Here is a 15,327-nt window from a genome sequence, read left to right on the forward strand (position 1 = left end):
AGCTCACGGCGGCTCGTCCACTGGAGCTTCGCACAGACCTGCCTACTGCCCGCTGAGCAGCGGCAGCACCTGGCGGCAGAGCGAGGTCAGGGCGATCCGCTGCTCGTCGTCGAGCGAGCCGAAGGCGTGGTGGGCGCGGGTCATGTCGGCGCGGATCAGCGAGAGGATCTCCTCGCCCTGCTCGGTGATCGCCACGATCTTGACGCGGCGGTCGCTGGCGGCGGCCTCCCGGCGGGCCAGCTCCAGGGACTCCAGCCGGTCCACGATGCCGGTGACGTTGGAGGCGTCGCAGCCGAGGCGTCCGGCCAGCGCCCGCATCGGCACCGGTTCCTGCACCGCCTTGAGTGCCTTGGCCTGCGAAGGGGTCAGCCCGTGCCGGGCCGCGGCGGACGCGAAGTCCTGGAAGTAGGCGGTGCCGACCGCAGCCACCGCCTCCATCAGGTCAGCGGTGGTCGGTACGCCGGTGGTAACTGTGGTGCCCATAGGCGCCAGGGTACGCACAAGTGCTTCAGTTACTCCAGCTTTGACCGATCAAAGGGACTCTCGGCCCCCACAGGTCAGAGCATCGTCAGAGCACCAGCGCCTCGAAGAGCCGCCGCAACTCGGCCTCCGGGTCCGCCGTGAGCCCGGTGTGCACGGGCCCCGGCTGGACCATCGCGCTACGCGGCGCGGTGAGCCAGCGGAACCGCTGACCTGCGTTGTCACCGGCCGCCGGCCCGGCCCCGGGCCCACCGGCGCAGACGGCCTCGATCCCGTGCAGCGCCCGCCGCACCCCGGCCACGTCGGCGACCGGGTCGAGCGCCAGCAGCCGGCTCTGGTCCAGGTGGGTACGGGCGCCCAGGTGCGCGTGCTGCCGGCAGTAGAGCAGCACGCCGATGTTGACGCACTCCCCCCGCTCGACCCGGGGAACGGCCCGGATCACCGCGTACTCGTAGTCGTGCAGCTCGTGCTCGACCGAATCCGACTCGTACGTCATGCGGGCACCTCCGGGAGCCAGTCGCGCGGGCCCGCCAGCCGGGCGGTGAGCTGGGCGGTGTAGGCCGCGCGCACCGCGTCGGCCGTGTCGAAGCCCGGTTCGTCGAGCAGCCACTCCGCCGGGATCGCCGCGACGGCGGCGGCAAGCGCCTCCAGTGCCAGCGGGGCCAGCTCGTCGTCGGCGGCCTTGAGATCGGGTGCGGCGCGCAGCAGCGCGTGGTCCGAGGCGTCGTACGGCTTGCGCGTCCACCCGGCCGCGCCGGCCCAGTGGTGGTGGAAGATCAGGCTCGCGCCGTGGTCGATCAGCCGGAGCCCGCCGGTGGCCACCAGCAGGTTGGGGTTGCGCCAGGAGCGGTCCACGTTACCGATCAGCGCGTCGAACCAGAGCACCCGCCCGGCGAGTTCCGGGTCGACCTCGAAGCAGAGCGGGTCGAAGTTCAGCGCGCCGCTGACGAAGGCCATCCCGAGGTTGACGCCGCCGCTGGCCCGGATCTGCTCCTGGATCTGCTGCTCGGGCTCGCTGCGCGCGAGCACCGGGTCGAGGTGGACCCTGACCAGCTCGGGCACCGGCAGCCCGAGCCCTCTGCCCAGTTCACCGGCCAGCACCTCGGCGACCAGCGCCTTGCGGCCCTGGGCCGCGCCGGACCACTTGAGGACGTAGAGCCGGCGGTCGTCGGCCTCGACCAGGCCCGGCATCGAGCCGCCTTCTCGCAGTGGCGTCACATACCGGACCGCCGTCACCTCGGGGAGCATCCGGCCAGCCTACCGAGCCGCCGCCGTCCGGACCTACCGCCCTTCCGCGCACTCGGGTACTCCCTGGGCGGCACTGCGGTGGCAGGCACAGGGGGAGCATGCAAGTGTGGCGAACAGTTGTCCCTGGTACGCACGGACCAGCAGCGCGGTACGACCAGCAGTTGTACCCGGACCAGCACAGGTAAGGGATGGACGATGGAGCGACCTCGGATCCTGATCGTCGGCGGCGGGTTCGCCGGCCTGGAGTGCGCACGCCGGCTGGAACGCAAGCTCGCCCCCTCGGAGGCGGAGATCTCGCTGATCGCGCCGTTCAGCTACCAGCTCTACCTGCCACTGCTGCCGCATGTCGCGGCCGGGGTGCTGACTCCGCAGTCGGTGGCCGTCTCGCTGCGGCGGACGCTGCGCCGCACCCACATCATCCCGGGCGGGGCGATCGGGGTGGACCCGCGCTCCAAGGTCTGCGTGATCCGCAAGATCACCGACGAGGTGGTCGCGGAGAAGTACGACTACCTGGTACTGGCGCCCGGCAGCGTGACCCGCACCTTCGACATCCCCGGGCTGACGGACTACGCGCGCGGCATGAAGACGCTCGCCGAGGCGACCTACGTCCGTGACCACGTGATAGCCCAACTGGACCTGGCATCAGCCACCTTGGACCAGCATGAGCGCGAGTCCCGGCTGCAGTTCGTGGTGGTCGGCGGCGGGTACGCGGGCACCGAGACGGCGGCCTGCCTGCAACGGCTGACCACCGCCGCCAGCCGGCGCTACCCCCGGCTGGACCCGCGCCAGATCAAGTGGCACCTGATCGACATCGCCCCGAAGCTGATGCCCGAGCTCGGCGACGCGCTCGGCACCGACGCGCTGCAGGTGCTGCGGGCGCGCGGGATCGAGGTCTCGCTCGGCGTCTCGGTCGCCGAAGTCGGCGCGGAGACGGTCAAGTTCACCGACGGGCGGGTGCTGCCCAGCCGTACCCTGATCTGGACGGCGGGCGTCGCCGCCAGCCCGCTGATCGGCACCCTCGACACCGAGACGGTGCGTGGCCGGATCGCGGTGACGGCGGAGATGCGGGTGCCGCAGTTCGAGGGCGTCTTCGCGCTCGGCGACGCGGCGGCCGTCCCGGACCTGCACAAGGGCGACGGCGCGGTCTGCCCGCCGACCGCCCAGCACTCGGCCCGGCAGGGCAAGAAGGTGGCCGACAACCTGGTCGCCGCACTGCGCAACCAGCCGCTCGAGCCGTACTACCACAAGGACCTCGGCCTGGTGGTTGACCTCGGCGGCAAGGACGCGGTCTCCAAGCCGCTCGGCGTCGAACTCAAGGGCGTCCCGGCCCAGTTGGTGGCCCGTGGGTACCACCTGATGGCGATGCGGACCAACGTGGCGAAGTTCCGGGTCGGCGCCAACTGGCTGCTCAACGCCGCAGCCGGGGACGACTTCGTCCGGACCGGTTTCCTGGCCCGCCAGCCCGCCCGCCTGCGCGACTTCGAGTACACGGACGCCTATCTGACCAAGGACCAGGTCCGCGAGCACGCCCAGGCGCTGCTGGCGAAGGGGTGAAGCGCACCCCTCGGTAGTACCGGCGCTCCCGTCCTGACCAGGGCGGGAGCGCCGACACGCGGGCGGGGCCGCGTCGCGTACGGGAGGCCCGGCGGCCGCTAGTGTCCGGCGCCATGCGAACGGTCTCCCTCCCCAGCAGCCGCACCGCCCCCAGCCTTGCCGTCCCCAGCCGCCGTACCGTGCTCGGAGGCGCCGCCGTGGCGGCGGTCGGCAGCGCTGTCGGCCTGCCCGCGCGAGCGGCGGACCTGCCGGCCGACCCGGTGGTGGCCCGGGAGGTCCGGGACGAGTTCCGGCACAGCTGGGAGGGGTACAAGCGGGCCGCCTGGGGCTACGACGAGGTCCGTCCGGTCTCCGGCACGCGGCACGACTTCTTCGCCCCCGGCCACACCTTCGGCCTGTCGATCGTCGAGGCGCTGGACACGCTCTGGCTGATGGAGCTGGACGACGAGGTGAAGCTCGCCGCCGACTGGATCGAGGCCCACTTCGACCCGGCCGCCGATGTCGAGGTGCAGGTCTTCGAGGCCGTGATCCGGCTGGTCGGTGGACTGCTCGCGGGCTATCTCTGCACCGGGCGCCCCAAGTTGCTGACCCGCTGCCGCGAGCTGACCGACCGGCTGCTGCCCGCCTTCACCAGCTCCCCCACCGGACTCCCGTACCGGTACGTGAACCTGCGTACCGGCGCCGTCTCGGGCTCGGTCAGCCCGCTCGCCGAGATCGGCACCAACCTGCCGGAGTTCGGCCTGCTCAGCAGGCTGACCGGGGACGGCAGGTACCTGGCCGCCGCCAAGCGCGCCGCCCGCGAAGTGGTGGCGCGCCGCTCCTCGTTGGACCTGCTGGGCACCTCGCTGGACGTGGAGTCGGGGCGCTGGGCGGACACCACCTCCTGTGCGCCGAACCCACCGGTGGACTCCTTCCACGAGTACCTCTGGGTGGGCTCCGACCTGCTCGGCGATGACGAACTGCGCAGCTGGTACCGCCTGTTGGCGGACGCCGTGGCCAAGTACCAGCTGGAGCAGCAGGGTGGCCACTACTGGTACCGGCAGGTCGACTTCGCGACCGGCGAGGTGCTCGGCCACGAGCAGTCGGAGCTGGCGGCGTTCTACGCCGGGCTGCTCGGCAAGAGCGGCGATCTGCCCACCGCCCGGGTGTACTACCGGTCCTGGACTGCGCTGACCGAGCTGGCCCCGGTGCTGCCCGAGAAGTTCGACTTCCTGACCGGGCAGGTGGTGGACGCCCGGAACCAACTACGGCCCGAGTACCTGAACTCCGCCTACGACCTCTGGCGGCTCACCGGCTTCGGGGAGTACAAGCAGACCGCGTACCAGTACTTCCAGACGGTGAAGTGGGCGCTCCGGGTGCCCGGCGGGTACACGGTGGCGGAGGACGTCAGCACCTCGCCCATCCGGCTCGGGGACCTGACGCCGGGCTACTGGTTCGCCGAGAACCTCAAGTACGTGTACCTGATGTTCGCGGCGGCGCCGCGCTTCGACTACCGCCGCGGCCTACTGTCGACCGAGGGGAAGCTGCTGCGCGGCGCCAACCGCCTCTGAGCGACGCCTACTTGGCGGCCAGGTACATCCCACTGGCGTCCTGGCCCGGCGTGTTGTCGCAGGCGTAGTCACCGGTCGGGCGGGCGTAGAGCAGGGTCAGGCACTGGCCGAGGGCGAGCTGGCCGTAGTAGTTCGGGTGCATCGACTCCTGGACGGTGCCCTGGGTGCTCATGCCCGCGTCCACGAACCGGGCCCACTCGCTGGTGGTCGCCGACGGCGCGGTGCCCGGGGCGGCGAGCTGGGTCGCGGTGGAGCAGGCCTCGCGGCCCTGGAAGACGTCGCGCAGGTCCAGGAACTGCGCGCCCTTGGCGGCTGCGACGGCCGCCAGATGGTCGGAGATCTCGGGGACCATGGAGTCCCTGGCCCAGTCGGCGTCCGCGTCCCAGAACGGGCAGCCGCCGGTGGTCTCCCTGGTCCAGCCGCTCTCGGCGTAGCGCATCTCGGAGCTGCGCGGGATCGGCGAGGGGTACGACTGCAGGATCAGGCGGTAACTGCCGTCGGCGTAGCCGTCGGTGGACATCACGGCCCGGATCTCGTCGATCGACTTGCCCACGTTCGCCATCGCGGTGTCCATCTTGGCGTCGATGGCGGCCTGCTGGTCGTCGTGGCAGTAGGAGTCCCAGATCAGGTAGTCCTTGACGCAGCTCTGGATCACGTCGGAGAAGCCGAGGTCGTTGCCACCGATCGACAGCGTGATCACCTTGACGTCGTTCTGCGCCGCGACGGTGGCGAGCTGATCCGCCTGCGGGGCCTCGCCCTTGAAGGACTGCCCACCGTCGGCGGCCCGGAAGATGTTCGCGGTGACGGCCCCCGAGCAGGCCAGGTTGATCTGGGTCTGGGCGACGGCGGCGGCGTCCCGGACCTCGGCCGAGTCCGAGCGGTCGCACCCGCTTGCGTAGGTGGACCCGTAGATCTTGCTCGGGTCGTACGAACTGCCGGTCCAGGAACGGTCGGTGCCGTCCCGGCTGCCGCTGGTGGTGTCGCTGTTGCCCATCCAGCGGCCGGCTTCACCGGAGATGTAGCTGTCGCCCATCGAGACGCTCGCGGTGGGACCGGTGGCGGCCTCGGCGGGGGCGGCGACCGTCAGTAGGGGGACGGTCAGCGCCGAGACGGCCAGGAACGGGACGATCTTCCGACAGGTGACTCTTCGAGAGGAGGGAAGCACGACGGAACTCCTACGAACGGCCTCCCGTCTGTGGGGTGGGGAGGCTCGGGTGAGGGTGGGCCGCCGGCCGGTGGCGCGATGAATGTGACATGACCGCGCTTGTTACCGCTAGGTATCTGCCACACCCAATTCGCTGTGTTACCGACGAGTTCAAATCCGTCGCGACCGGCTGCCCGCCGACTCCAGTACGGCCGCCAGGTCTGCGGCCAGCTGCGGAGCCTCGCGCGGCGCCAGGTCGGCGGTGGTGATCCGGACCCCGGGCGGGGACTGCAGCCGGAAGCGCGCGCCGGGCGCCACCACCCAGCCCCGCTGGACCAGCGCCGCCACCACGCCGGACTCGTCCGGCACCGGCGCCCAGACGTTGAGCCCACTGGCGCCGTGCGCCTCGATCCCGCGCGCCTCCAGCGCCGCCAGCAGCGCGTCCCGGCGGGCCCGGTAGGCCGCCGCCACCTCCGCGACGGGCGCGGCGTCGGTGCGCCACAGCTCGGCGACGGTGCGCTGGAGCAGCAGGCTGACCCAGCCGGTGTCGAGCCGCTGGCGGCCGAGCACCCGGTCCACGGTGTCCTGCTCGCCCAGCACCACGGAGACCCGCAGGTCCGGGCCGTACGCCTTGGCGGCCGAGCGGACCACCGCCCAACGACCGGCCGTCAGGGCGCCGTCCGGGCCGGCCGAGAGCGAGCAGTACGGCTGGTCGACCATCCCGTGCCCGTGGTCGTCCTCGATCAGCAGGGCGGCGGGGTGTCCGGCCAGCACCGCGCGCAGCTCGGCGGCGCGGGCCGGGGTGAGGGCGGCGCCGGTGGGGTTCTGCGCCCGTACGGTGACCACCACCGCGCGGGCGCCGGCCGCCAGCGCCTCGGCCAGCGAGGCGGGCAGCGGGCCCTCGTCGTCCAGCCGGACGGGCGCGGGGCGCAGCCCGAGGGCGGGCAGCAGGTCGAGCAGGCTGCCCCAGCCCGGGTCCTCGACGGCGACGGCGTCGCCGGGGCGCAACTGGGTGGCGAGGATCCGTTCGATGGCGTCCAGCGAGCCGGAGCAGACCGCCAGCGCGCCCTCGGGGGCGCCGTCCGCGCGGAAGGCGGCGCCCGCCAGCGCGAGCAGCCCGGGGTCGGTGGGCGAGTGGCCGTAGAGCACCGGCTCGCGGTCGCCGACGGCGGCCGCCACGGCGAGGGCGGGGGCGAGCGCGGGCAGCAGCGCGGTGTCCGGGTTCCCGGCGGAGAGGTCGCGGGCGCCCGGCGGGACGGGGATCTGGATCTGGTCACGCGGGGCCGTGACGGGCCGGTGGCGGATCCGGCTGCCCCGGCGCCCCGCCGTCTCGATCACGCCCCGATCGCGGAGCAGCCGGTAGGCGGCGGCCACGGTGTTGGGGTTGACCCCCAGCTCGGTCGCGACGTCCCGCAGCGGCGGCAGCGCGGCGCCGGGCGGCAACTCACCGGAGCTGACGGCGTGTTCGATGTCGGCCGCGATCTCACTGGCACGCCGACCTTTGATCCGATAGTCTCCTAGCACAAACAACAGTATGCACTAGTACATAGAGGTTGTCATGTCGGAGACCGCTTACGCCCAGACCGACCGCACCACCCCGACCCGCAACCGGGAGCGCGCCAGCGCCGAGCGCGAGGTCATCCACTCGATCCTGGACAGCAACTGGATCTGCCACCTCAGCTTCATAGCCGACGGCGCGCCGGTGGTCCTGCCCACCATCTACGCCCGCGTCGGCGGTTACCTCTACGTGCACGGCTCGACCGGCAGCCGCCCGCTGCGCGCGGCCGGCGCCGACGAGGGGCTGGCGGTGTGCGTCACGGTGACGCAGGTGGACGGGCTGGTGCTGGCCAAGTCCGCGTTCCACCACTCCGTCAACTTCCGTTCCGTGGTGGCCCACGGCATCGCCCACCAGGTCACCGACCCCGAGGAGCTGGCGGTCGCGCTGGACGCGCTGGTGGACCAGAGCGTGGCCGGCCGCTCGGCCGACGTCCGCCGGGCCAACGCCAAGGAGCTGGCGATGACCGCCGTGGTCCGGCTGGTGCTCGACGAGGTGTCGGCGAAGTCTCGCGAGGGCGGCGTCCGCGACGACGAGGCCGACCTCGGCCTGCCGCACTGGGCGGGCGTCGTCCCGGTCGCGACGGTGCACGGCACCCCCGAGCCCGACCCCTCGACCACCGTGCCGCTGCCCGCGTACCTGCGCGACCTCGGCTGAGGAGGCGTCCGATGCTGATCAGATCCTGGGACCGGGACAGCGAGGCAGAGTGGCGCATGGGGGCACCTCCCAGCCGAAGGCTGGGGGCGGCTGGCCGCCGGACGGGACTTCGGGCTGCTCGCCGCCAACGGTCCGGTGGGCAGCGGCCCGGTGCTCGTCCCCACCCACTTCGTGCTGGACGCGGAAGCCGGGGTGATCCTGGACGCACAGGCCCGGGCGCAGCTGCTGCGGCGGAACGCGCTGCGGCAGTGCCCGCAGGCTCCTGCGGGAGAGAGTTGACGTTACGTCCGGACGGGTGGCGGCAGGATCCGGGACAGTTCCCGGTCAGCCGCACAGCGCGCGAATTCACAGCGTGGCTGACGGTTCTTCGCACTGCTCTCCATCCCGTTCGTGGCCCTCTGCACCAAGGAGACCAACGGCCGCTCACCGGAGGAGACGGGCTGAACGCGGGCTGAACACTCGAACGGCGTGGCGCCGGTGCGGGACACGGGTGCCACGGCACACTTACGATCCACTTCGGCGGGCCGTATCCACGTCCGCTGTCCGCCGCTCGGAGCCTGGATGTAAACCCGGCGGCTCACCCGACGGAGAGGGCCATGAGCGGTTCCCGGCAGAACGTCACCTTCCCCAGCAACGGCGGCACGGCGCACGGTTACCTCGCGCTGCCACCCTCCGGGGTCGGCCCCGGCCTGGTGGTGATCCAGGAGTGGTGGGGGCTGACCTCGCACATCGCCGAGATGGCGGAACGATTCGCCGCCGAGGGGTTCGTCGTCCTCGCGCCCGACCTGTACGGCGGCGCGACCACCCACGACGGCGCCGAGGCCGCCCGGCTGGCGCGCGAACTGCCGGTGGGGCGCGCCGTCCAGGATCTGCGCGGCGCGGTGGACTTCCTGCTCGACCACCCGCAGACGGTCGGTGACTCCGTGGGCGTGGTCGGCTTCTGCATGGGCGGCGGGTTCGCGCTGGCCCTGGCCGCCCAGGAGGGCGAGCGGGTCGCAGCGGTGGTCCCCTTCTACGGGCTGCCCAGAGTCCCGGGCTACAACTACCGGGGTCTGACGGCCCATGTCCTCGGCCACTTCGCGGAGAGCGACCGCTCACTCCCGGTGGAGGTGGTGGACGAGGCCGCGACCCTGATCGGTGAGGCCACCGACCGCCTGCCGGAGATCCACTTCTACCCCGCCGGGCACGCCTTCATGAACGACGAGAACCTGCTCGGCACGTACGACGGCCTGCAGGCCCGGATCGCCTGGCAGCGGACGCTCAGCTTCCTCTGGGGGCACCTGGGGTGAACCCACCGGTTCGATAATCGGATGGACAGGCTGCCGGTAGGGCGGCCATAGTCACGACGATGAACAGTCATCAACCCGGCCGCTTCTCCTGGGCCGGCCGCAACTACCGCATCCAGACCGCCGCGACGGTGGTCAGCGGGCTCGGTAACGCGGCGGCGCCGATCGCCACCGCCTTCGCGGTGCTCGGCACCGGCGGCGGCGCCACCGAGGTCGGCTACGTCACGGCGGCCCGGCTGCTGCCCACGGTGCTCTTCCTGCTGATCGGCGGCGCGCTCGCCGACCGGCTGCCGCGCCACCACGTGATGGTCGCCGCCAACCTGTTCAACGCACTCTCCCAGGCCGCGCTCGCCGTACTGGTGCTCACCGGCAGTGTCCAGCTCTGGGAACTCCTGCTGCTGTCCGCCGCCGGCGGCGCTGGGCAGGCGTTCTACGGGCCGGCCGCCCAGGGCGTCCTCATGCAGAGCGTGCCGCAGGAGCACGCCGTCCAGGCGTTCTCGGTCTACCGGATGGCGATGAACGGCTCCCAGATCGGCGGCGCGGCGCTGGGCGGCGCACTGGTCGCCGCCGTCGGCCCCGGCTGGGTACTGGCGATCGACGCGGTCGGCTTCGCCGTCGCGGCGGGCCTGCGGGTCCTGCTCCGGATCGAGGCCGTGCCCGCCGGCCCCGCCGGTCTCGGCATGGTGCACGAGCTCCGCGCGGGCTGGCGGGAGTTCGCCTCCCGGCAGTGGCTCTGGGCGGTGGTGATCCAGTTCGGGGTGCTGATGGCCTGCATCGAGGCCGTCGAGACGGTGTACGGCCCGGTGGTCGCCCAACAGCGCCTCGGCGGCGCCCGGGACTGGGGGCTGGCGATGGCCGCCTTCGGCATCGGCATGGTCGTCTGCGGCGTGCTGACGGCGGGTTGGCGGCCGCGCCGCATCCTGCTGGTCGGCAACTACGGCGTCTTCCTGTTCGCCTGCCCCGCCCTGGCGCTCGCCGTCACCGCACCGCTGCCGGTGCTCGTCACCGCGATGTTCGCCTCCGGCGCCGGCGTGACGATCTTCGGGGTGAACTGGATGATCGCCCTCCAGCAGGAGATCCCGGTCGAGATGTTCTCCCGGGTCTCCGCCTACGACTCCCTCGGCTCCCTCGCCCTCGCCCCGGTCGGCACCGCCCTGGCCGGCCCCGCCGCCGACGCCCTGACCCTCGACGGCGCACTCTGGACCTGCGGCGTCCTGACCCTCGTCCTCGCCGCCCTCGCCATGGCCGTCCCCGAGGTCCGCCACCTCTCCCGGGCCGCCACCCCGGCCCAGGTGCCCGTCACCGCCGGGTGAATTCAGGGCCACCGGTTGGTGATTGGCACTGTCGAGGCTTGCCGGGCGACCCCTAGAGTCGGGCGTATGCGGATCAGAATCATCGATGCCTTCACCGACCGCCCGTTCGCCGGGAACCCGACAATCGGACTGGCAACCTGATCAATCCAGCCCCTCCGCCGCCCCCGGCGGCGCCGCGCGCACCTGGATTGCGCCGTCGTCGTCGACGAAGTACACCCCGTCGAGGTCGCCGAATGGAGCGGCCTGAAGAGTGGCGCTCAGGCGTGACACATCGACCCCGGGTAGCGGGATCACCGGGCCATAGTGATTGGGGATCACGCTTGGTGCAGCGCCCCTGCCGGAGACGCAAACCAAAGTCGTGATGCTGTTGGCTTCGGTCGCAGTCGCTACCTTCAAGTGCTCCCCCGGCGGCACGAGCTGCTGTGCCGGTCCGCTTAGCCATGCCGCTTCGAATGCCTGAAGCTGCTTTACGAATTGGCAGACCTGCATCGGTTGTCCAGGATAACGGGGGACGTCGAGGTCGAGGATCGGGCGACCAGGGTCGTCGACAAGGTTCATGTGGCTCATCAGCAAACCTCCTGTTCCTTAGCCTTCACCGTGAGGGCGGGGGCACGGCCCCGCAACCGGGCCAGAATCTGGCCAGAGGTCGCGTCATGAACCTTGATCCTCTCCCTCGCCCTGGCTCCTTAGCGCGGTCCCAGGCTCCGCCGGTTCGCCTCGTGGACGGCGGCGCGCAGATCACCGCGCCGGTCGTCTGCCCTTGGCAGCTCCCCCCGCAGCACGGCCTCGACCTCGCGGACGGTCGGCACTGCGTCGCCGGGGACCACGCGGCCGATGCACCTGGCGTGATTGATCAGCGCGTCCGCGATCATATTGGCGGTGTAAACGCCGCAGCCGCCCAAGTAGACGTGTCCGCCGCCGAGCGTGCCGGTTGCCGACCAGTCAGGATCAAGACTCACCAGGGGTGGGATGCCGAGCAGGGCAAGCGCGGACCTGAGGCGGATCACGGCCTCTTCCGCCGCCGCTTGGTGCCGCTGAAGAACGCTTACCTGCTCGTCGTCGTCCACAGCTCCCGCTCCCACCAATCGTCCGGTTGGTACTGGTCTACCGGTTGCGTTCCGCCACCAAGGGGGCACGAAGGGGGGCAAGATGTTCGGCATGTCGATTGGTGACCTGCTCCGGGAACTTCGAGTAGCCCAGACCTTGACGCAAGCTCAGGTAGCGGAACAGCTCAGCCTCTCCGCTGGCCGCATGGACGGCACCCCGACGGCCGACCAGTACAAGCGGTGGGAGCGCGGGAAGAACATCCCCGGATCGTTCTGGTTGGGGCACCTGTCCCAAGTGCTGGACGTGCCCTCGGAGATACTCACGGCCGAGGCTACGCTCACGCGTGTGGACCGTAGAGCCTTTTTGAGCCTTACCGCCATGGTGGCCACGCACGGCAAGGTCGCCGCCAGCCTGACCGCGAGCGTGGCCGGAGGAGACGCCGGTCCGCTCACAACCGTGCAGACCACCCACGGAACAGACCTCGTCATCGCCTCGCTCGCCGACAAGGGCACTACCCGGAACCTCTCCCGGTGGATGACTGACGGCGAGTCTGCACTCTTGCGGGTGAACGCCGCTGGCATCCTCGCCAAGGTCCCCGGGCAGGACCAGGCCGCCTCGGTGGTGCGGGTACTGGCCAACGACCCGGAGACGCAGCGGCTGTACGCCACGGCGGTACTTTCGCGCGTCGGTGCGCTCGACTGGGCCGCTGCTGCGGGCATCGTCGCCAACCCCCGCACAGCTGGCTCCCGGGCGTCCTTCCTGGCCGCCAGACTGGCACCCGAAACGCTCAACCCGCGCGACGCCGGGGCACGGTGGTGCTCCGCGCGGCTGCTCGGCGATCTGTCCCCGTATCTCGGATGGGAGTCCCCAGGTGCACGTGTTTGAAGTGAAGAACGCCGAGCTGGTCGAGAGCATCACCGAGCAGGCCAAAGCCGCCGGGGTCACGGACGGCGCCATCGTGTCGCTGATCGGCGCGGCTGACTCATTCACCGTTTCCACGATGCCAGCAGACGATGCGTCAGCTGACGTTGTCACAGACTATGACCAGCCGGCGGAGCTGCACGGCACGGGTGAGATCGTGGGCGGGGTCGTCCACGTCCACGGGACCTTCGCGGTGGCCGGTGACCTCGGAGTCTCCGGGCACCTGCACCGCGCCCAGATCGGCCACTGGTTCGCGCGCGCGTACGTACTGCCGACCAGCTAACCCACACCCAGTCACCAGCCGTCGAGCACAACCTCATCGCCGCCCGGCACCTTCACCGTTCGAGTCCTCTTCTGGTTGGCAACCGGGCCGTTCGACAGTGCTGCCACCGGAATAGCTTCAAGTGCCGCGTACGCGGTGACGATCAAGGCCCACATCCTCGCGCTGTCTGCCGCGCTCAGCCGACCAGCAGCCTGGTTGGCTAAGTCGCTCTCGACGGCAGCCGCGTAACGTTCCATCTGCTCCAAGGCATGCGCTAACTCAGGCGTCACGGCTTAACTCCCTGGCCAGTACGGGGAATCCGGCAAGCCACCGAACCCCGGATTCCCCGCAGCGCGGCCACACCAGGGTGAGGGGAACCGAAGGGGAAAACCTCGCCCTGGGGCCACAGTTGAGCCAGGCGACCCGGCCGGAGAGGAGCAGGACAAGCGGGAGAAGCCCACGAACTCCCGGTCAGGCCACCTGACTTGTGCCCCCTTTGAGACGGCCCACGGAAGGTACGTCCGTCTGGTTGGGGCGTCTTCCCGGACGCCAGCGCCGAGTCGATGAGTCCGCTCGAAGCCTGGGCGCGCAACCGGAGGGGAAGAACCCAGGGGGACGTTCGGCGCAGTTGAACACGGGAAGTCTTTAAGCGCGAATATCAAGACGCGCCACCCTTGAAGCTCTTAATGGCACCGGTGTTATCTACTAAGACCGAACCCATACGAGCCAAGCAGCGGAAGAAGATAAGGTCGCGATCGAAAGCGAACTCGTCCGAACGCTCAAAGCGAATATTCGGACCAGCAATACGAACGTAGAAACGGGACCAGTCGCCAAAGAGCAGCGATTGTTTGCCAAGCCCGATGGCATCAACGCCCGGATCGAGATAGACGGGCTCACCTAAGAGGCTTCCTACGCTACCGGTTCCCTCTAGCACTTCGATATCGAAGAGGTATCTATTCATGGAGTCCTTCAATGTGCGGATATAGCCAAGGGTGGAAGTCTCCATAAGCCAAGCGGCGCCCGGAGATCGTAAATATGGACTTGCCAAGCTCGTTTGCAAGTCGAAAAGGTTATCCGCCGACGGCTTGCCACCCGAACCGGTAGCACCCGTTACACCGACGGAGATCCCGTTGGCGACGCCAGATGGCTGACCGGAACCCGTTCCCGTAATCGCATATTTGCCGAAACCATTCGCCAGGGCGATAGCAGCCTGCGAAGTCAGATACCCGACAAGATCGAATGAAGCGTCCTGCGCCAACTCGGTGGTCACTGAAATCAAGAAGCCGAACTTATAGACCGGTAATGCTGCGGCACCTAATCCGGGGTCGGATTCGGGGATGGTCGCGCCCTCCGCAACTAAGGTCGCGGTCGAGAATCCGGATGATCGGGGAATTCTATACTCTTCGCCCGATTCCGTCATCAGCAGAAAGGCACCTGCGGAAAGTACGGAGCTCTGTTCGACTAATTCCTGGACGAGGGAATCCCCCCACGTAATCCCTACATTTCCAGAGGTGGTAAGAGTGGCGCGCTTTTCGATGCCGGGCGAATACCCGGAACGGGAACCGGCGAGGCTGAAATCTATCGGCGCCGGATTTTTCCGCAACACGGCATCTCGCAGCTGCTCGCCGAGACTCGGGTCGTAGTAGCCAGGTCGGGAAGCGGGGCTCCCTGATACCACTCGGCCGGATTCTAATGCCCCAAACGCCGCCGCCGATTCGGCGGACCGGTTTTCCTGCCTCGCGAGATCAACGAGCCTCGCGTCCAACTGGTCGAGCTCGGCGCTTAATCGAATAAACTCCGCGTTTTCCTCGCCGGTAAAATTCCGGTTCTCGTTGGCTGCCCGGTCGGCCAGGATCTTGGCCTTCTCCCAGGTACGCCGCCGGGAGTCTTTCACTAAATTCTGAACGTAAGACATTTCGCGCACACCTCTACACACATTCCAAATCGGATAATGTGCGCGAGGTCTTCGGCGGCTTCGATTCCGACTTCCAGGGCGTCACCGTGAAATCAACAACGGGACCCGAAGAATGGGCGCGTACCGCCATCTCCGGTGCTTGCGATGGCTGCCGGGGACGGCGCCTATTGAATTTTCACCAACCAGCTTACTCCCGTCCAGCCGCGAATGGAAGCTCCCCACAGGGGGGGCCTATGCCGGAATCCCAATCCTCGGAAATGTCAACGGCGAATTGGTTATATGCCCGGAATAACGGAGGCCGCAAAGGTGACATGGCCAAGCCCCGAGTAGTCAGTCCAGCACGACTGGCACTGCTGCCGTGCCACACCGACACCCAGGCCGCGAACAGCACCGCC

17 protein-coding genes are annotated in these 15,327 nt (G+C 69.7%); 8 read left to right on the forward strand and 9 right to left on the reverse strand.

The genetic code is table 11. The features are described 5' to 3' along the window. Positions 1–42: 42 nt before the first annotated feature. The 3 genes from P3T29_RS28375 to P3T29_RS28385 all read right to left on the reverse strand — a co-directional run bounded on the left by P3T29_RS28375 (position 43) and on the right by P3T29_RS28385 (position 1,728). Positions 43–483, reverse strand: a complete 441-nt coding sequence (locus P3T29_RS28375) for a MarR family transcriptional regulator (protein ID WP_280719522.1) — start codon at positions 481–483, stop codon at positions 43–45. A gap of 85 nt (positions 484–568) precedes the next feature. Next, the gene (locus tag P3T29_RS28380; protein ID WP_280719523.1) at positions 569–976 is read right to left on the reverse strand and encodes a DUF3037 domain-containing protein; all 408 of its coding nucleotides are present in this window, start codon (positions 974–976) and stop codon (positions 569–571) included. Then, the gene (locus tag P3T29_RS28385; protein WP_280719524.1) at positions 973–1,728 is read right to left on the reverse strand and encodes a HipA family kinase; all 756 of its coding nucleotides are present in this window, start codon (positions 1,726–1,728) and stop codon (positions 973–975) included. Before P3T29_RS28385 ends, P3T29_RS28380 begins: the two co-directional genes overlap by 4 nt. A 195-nt stretch (positions 1,729–1,923) precedes the next feature. Between P3T29_RS28385 and P3T29_RS28390 the strand changes: the two genes are divergently transcribed. After that, the gene (locus tag P3T29_RS28390; protein ID WP_280719525.1) at positions 1,924–3,282 is read left to right on the forward strand and encodes an NAD(P)/FAD-dependent oxidoreductase; all 1,359 of its coding nucleotides are present in this window, start codon (positions 1,924–1,926) and stop codon (positions 3,280–3,282) included. A 113-nt stretch (positions 3,283–3,395) separates the two neighbouring features. After that, positions 3,396–4,832, forward strand: coding sequence for a glycoside hydrolase family 47 protein (locus P3T29_RS28395; RefSeq protein WP_280719526.1), 1,437 nt, complete (start codon positions 3,396–3,398; stop codon positions 4,830–4,832). A gap of 7 nt (positions 4,833–4,839) precedes the next feature. On the opposite strand, the gene P3T29_RS28400 is transcribed toward P3T29_RS28395, so the two are convergent. Then, complete coding sequence (locus tag P3T29_RS28400; RefSeq protein WP_280719527.1) at positions 4,840–5,997, reverse strand: GDSL-type esterase/lipase family protein; 1,158 nt, start codon at positions 5,995–5,997, stop codon at positions 4,840–4,842. A gap of 150 nt (positions 5,998–6,147) precedes the next feature. Next, complete coding sequence (locus P3T29_RS28405) at positions 6,148–7,500, reverse strand: aminotransferase class I/II-fold pyridoxal phosphate-dependent enzyme (RefSeq protein ID WP_280719528.1); 1,353 nt, start codon at positions 7,498–7,500, stop codon at positions 6,148–6,150. A gap of 34 nt (positions 7,501–7,534) precedes the next feature. Between P3T29_RS28405 and P3T29_RS28410 the strand changes: the two genes are divergently transcribed. The 4 genes from P3T29_RS28410 to P3T29_RS28425 all read left to right on the forward strand — a co-directional run bounded on the left by P3T29_RS28410 (position 7,535) and on the right by P3T29_RS28425 (position 10,787). Continuing rightward, positions 7,535–8,188 (forward strand): pyridoxamine 5'-phosphate oxidase family protein, encoded by a 654-nt coding sequence (locus P3T29_RS28410; RefSeq protein WP_280719529.1) that lies wholly within the window; start codon positions 7,535–7,537, stop codon positions 8,186–8,188. A gap of 150 nt (positions 8,189–8,338) precedes the next feature. Continuing rightward, complete coding sequence (locus P3T29_RS28415; RefSeq protein WP_280719530.1) at positions 8,339–8,467, forward strand: hypothetical protein; 129 nt, start codon at positions 8,339–8,341, stop codon at positions 8,465–8,467. A gap of 317 nt (positions 8,468–8,784) precedes the next feature. Continuing rightward, positions 8,785–9,477 carry a dienelactone hydrolase family protein gene (locus P3T29_RS28420; RefSeq protein ID WP_280719531.1) on the forward strand — a complete coding sequence of 231 codons (693 nt, stop codon included), beginning with the start codon at positions 8,785–8,787 and terminating at the stop codon, positions 9,475–9,477. A 59-nt stretch (positions 9,478–9,536) separates the two neighbouring features. Further along, positions 9,537–10,787, forward strand: coding sequence for an MFS transporter (locus P3T29_RS28425; RefSeq protein ID WP_280719532.1), 1,251 nt, complete (start codon positions 9,537–9,539; stop codon positions 10,785–10,787). A 141-nt stretch (positions 10,788–10,928) separates the two neighbouring features. Here the strand turns inward: P3T29_RS28425 and P3T29_RS28430 are convergent, their stop codons facing one another. Both P3T29_RS28430 and P3T29_RS28435 read right to left on the reverse strand, forming a co-directional pair. Continuing rightward, the gene (locus P3T29_RS28430; protein WP_280719533.1) at positions 10,929–11,354 is read right to left on the reverse strand and encodes a hypothetical protein; all 426 of its coding nucleotides are present in this window, start codon (positions 11,352–11,354) and stop codon (positions 10,929–10,931) included. Positions 11,355–11,473: 119 nt separating this feature from the next. Further along, complete coding sequence (locus P3T29_RS28435) at positions 11,474–11,854, reverse strand: hypothetical protein (protein WP_280719534.1); 381 nt, start codon at positions 11,852–11,854, stop codon at positions 11,474–11,476. 82 nt (positions 11,855–11,936) lie between these two features. Between P3T29_RS28435 and P3T29_RS28440 the strand changes: the two genes are divergently transcribed. Together P3T29_RS28440 and P3T29_RS28445 are read left to right on the forward strand one after the other, a co-directional pair. Next, positions 11,937–12,719 (forward strand): helix-turn-helix transcriptional regulator, encoded by a 783-nt coding sequence (locus P3T29_RS28440; protein WP_280719535.1) that lies wholly within the window; start codon positions 11,937–11,939, stop codon positions 12,717–12,719. Further along, the gene (locus P3T29_RS28445; RefSeq protein WP_280719536.1) at positions 12,706–13,038 is read left to right on the forward strand and encodes a DUF296 domain-containing protein; all 333 of its coding nucleotides are present in this window, start codon (positions 12,706–12,708) and stop codon (positions 13,036–13,038) included. Before P3T29_RS28440 ends, P3T29_RS28445 begins: the two co-directional genes overlap by 14 nt. Before the next feature lie 11 nt (positions 13,039–13,049). On the opposite strand, the gene P3T29_RS28450 is transcribed toward P3T29_RS28445, so the two are convergent. Both P3T29_RS28450 and P3T29_RS28455 read right to left on the reverse strand, forming a co-directional pair. Then, entirely contained in the window at positions 13,050–13,307 is a 258-nt protein-coding gene (locus tag P3T29_RS28450; RefSeq protein WP_280719537.1) for a hypothetical protein, read from the reverse strand. 368 nt (positions 13,308–13,675) lie between these two features. Next, positions 13,676–14,932 carry a phage major capsid protein gene (locus P3T29_RS28455; protein WP_280719538.1) on the reverse strand — a complete coding sequence of 419 codons (1,257 nt, stop codon included), beginning with the start codon at positions 14,930–14,932 and terminating at the stop codon, positions 13,676–13,678. Positions 14,933–15,327: the final 395 nt, after the last annotated feature.

Origin of the sequence: Kitasatospora sp. MAP5-34, assembly GCF_029894335.1 — a bacterium.
Classification (GTDB): domain Bacteria; phylum Actinomycetota; class Actinomycetes; order Streptomycetales; family Streptomycetaceae; genus Kitasatospora.

Coding starts and splice junctions, on each gene's coding strand:
- P3T29_RS28420 (WP_280719531.1), top strand. CDS start 8,785: ATGAGCGGTTCCCGGCAGAACGTCACCTTCCCCAGCAACGGCGGCACG.
- P3T29_RS28425 (WP_280719532.1), top strand. CDS start 9,537: ATGAACAGTCATCAACCCGGCCGCTTCTCCTGGGCCGGCCGCAACTAC.
- P3T29_RS28455 (WP_280719538.1), bottom strand. CDS start 14,932: ATGTCTTACGTTCAGAATTTAGTGAAAGACTCCCGGCGGCGTACCTGG.
- P3T29_RS28430 (WP_280719533.1), bottom strand. CDS start 11,354: ATGAGCCACATGAACCTTGTCGACGACCCTGGTCGCCCGATCCTCGAC.
- P3T29_RS28395 (WP_280719526.1), top strand. CDS start 3,396: ATGCGAACGGTCTCCCTCCCCAGCAGCCGCACCGCCCCCAGCCTTGCC.
- P3T29_RS28375 (WP_280719522.1), bottom strand. CDS start 483: ATGGGCACCACAGTTACCACCGGCGTACCGACCACCGCTGACCTGATG.
- P3T29_RS28390 (WP_280719525.1), top strand. CDS start 1,924: ATGGAGCGACCTCGGATCCTGATCGTCGGCGGCGGGTTCGCCGGCCTG.
- P3T29_RS28385 (WP_280719524.1), bottom strand. CDS start 1,728: ATGCTCCCCGAGGTGACGGCGGTCCGGTATGTGACGCCACTGCGAGAA.
- P3T29_RS28410 (WP_280719529.1), top strand. CDS start 7,535: ATGTCGGAGACCGCTTACGCCCAGACCGACCGCACCACCCCGACCCGC.
- P3T29_RS28380 (WP_280719523.1), bottom strand. CDS start 976: ATGACGTACGAGTCGGATTCGGTCGAGCACGAGCTGCACGACTACGAG.
- P3T29_RS28440 (WP_280719535.1), top strand. CDS start 11,937: ATGTTCGGCATGTCGATTGGTGACCTGCTCCGGGAACTTCGAGTAGCC.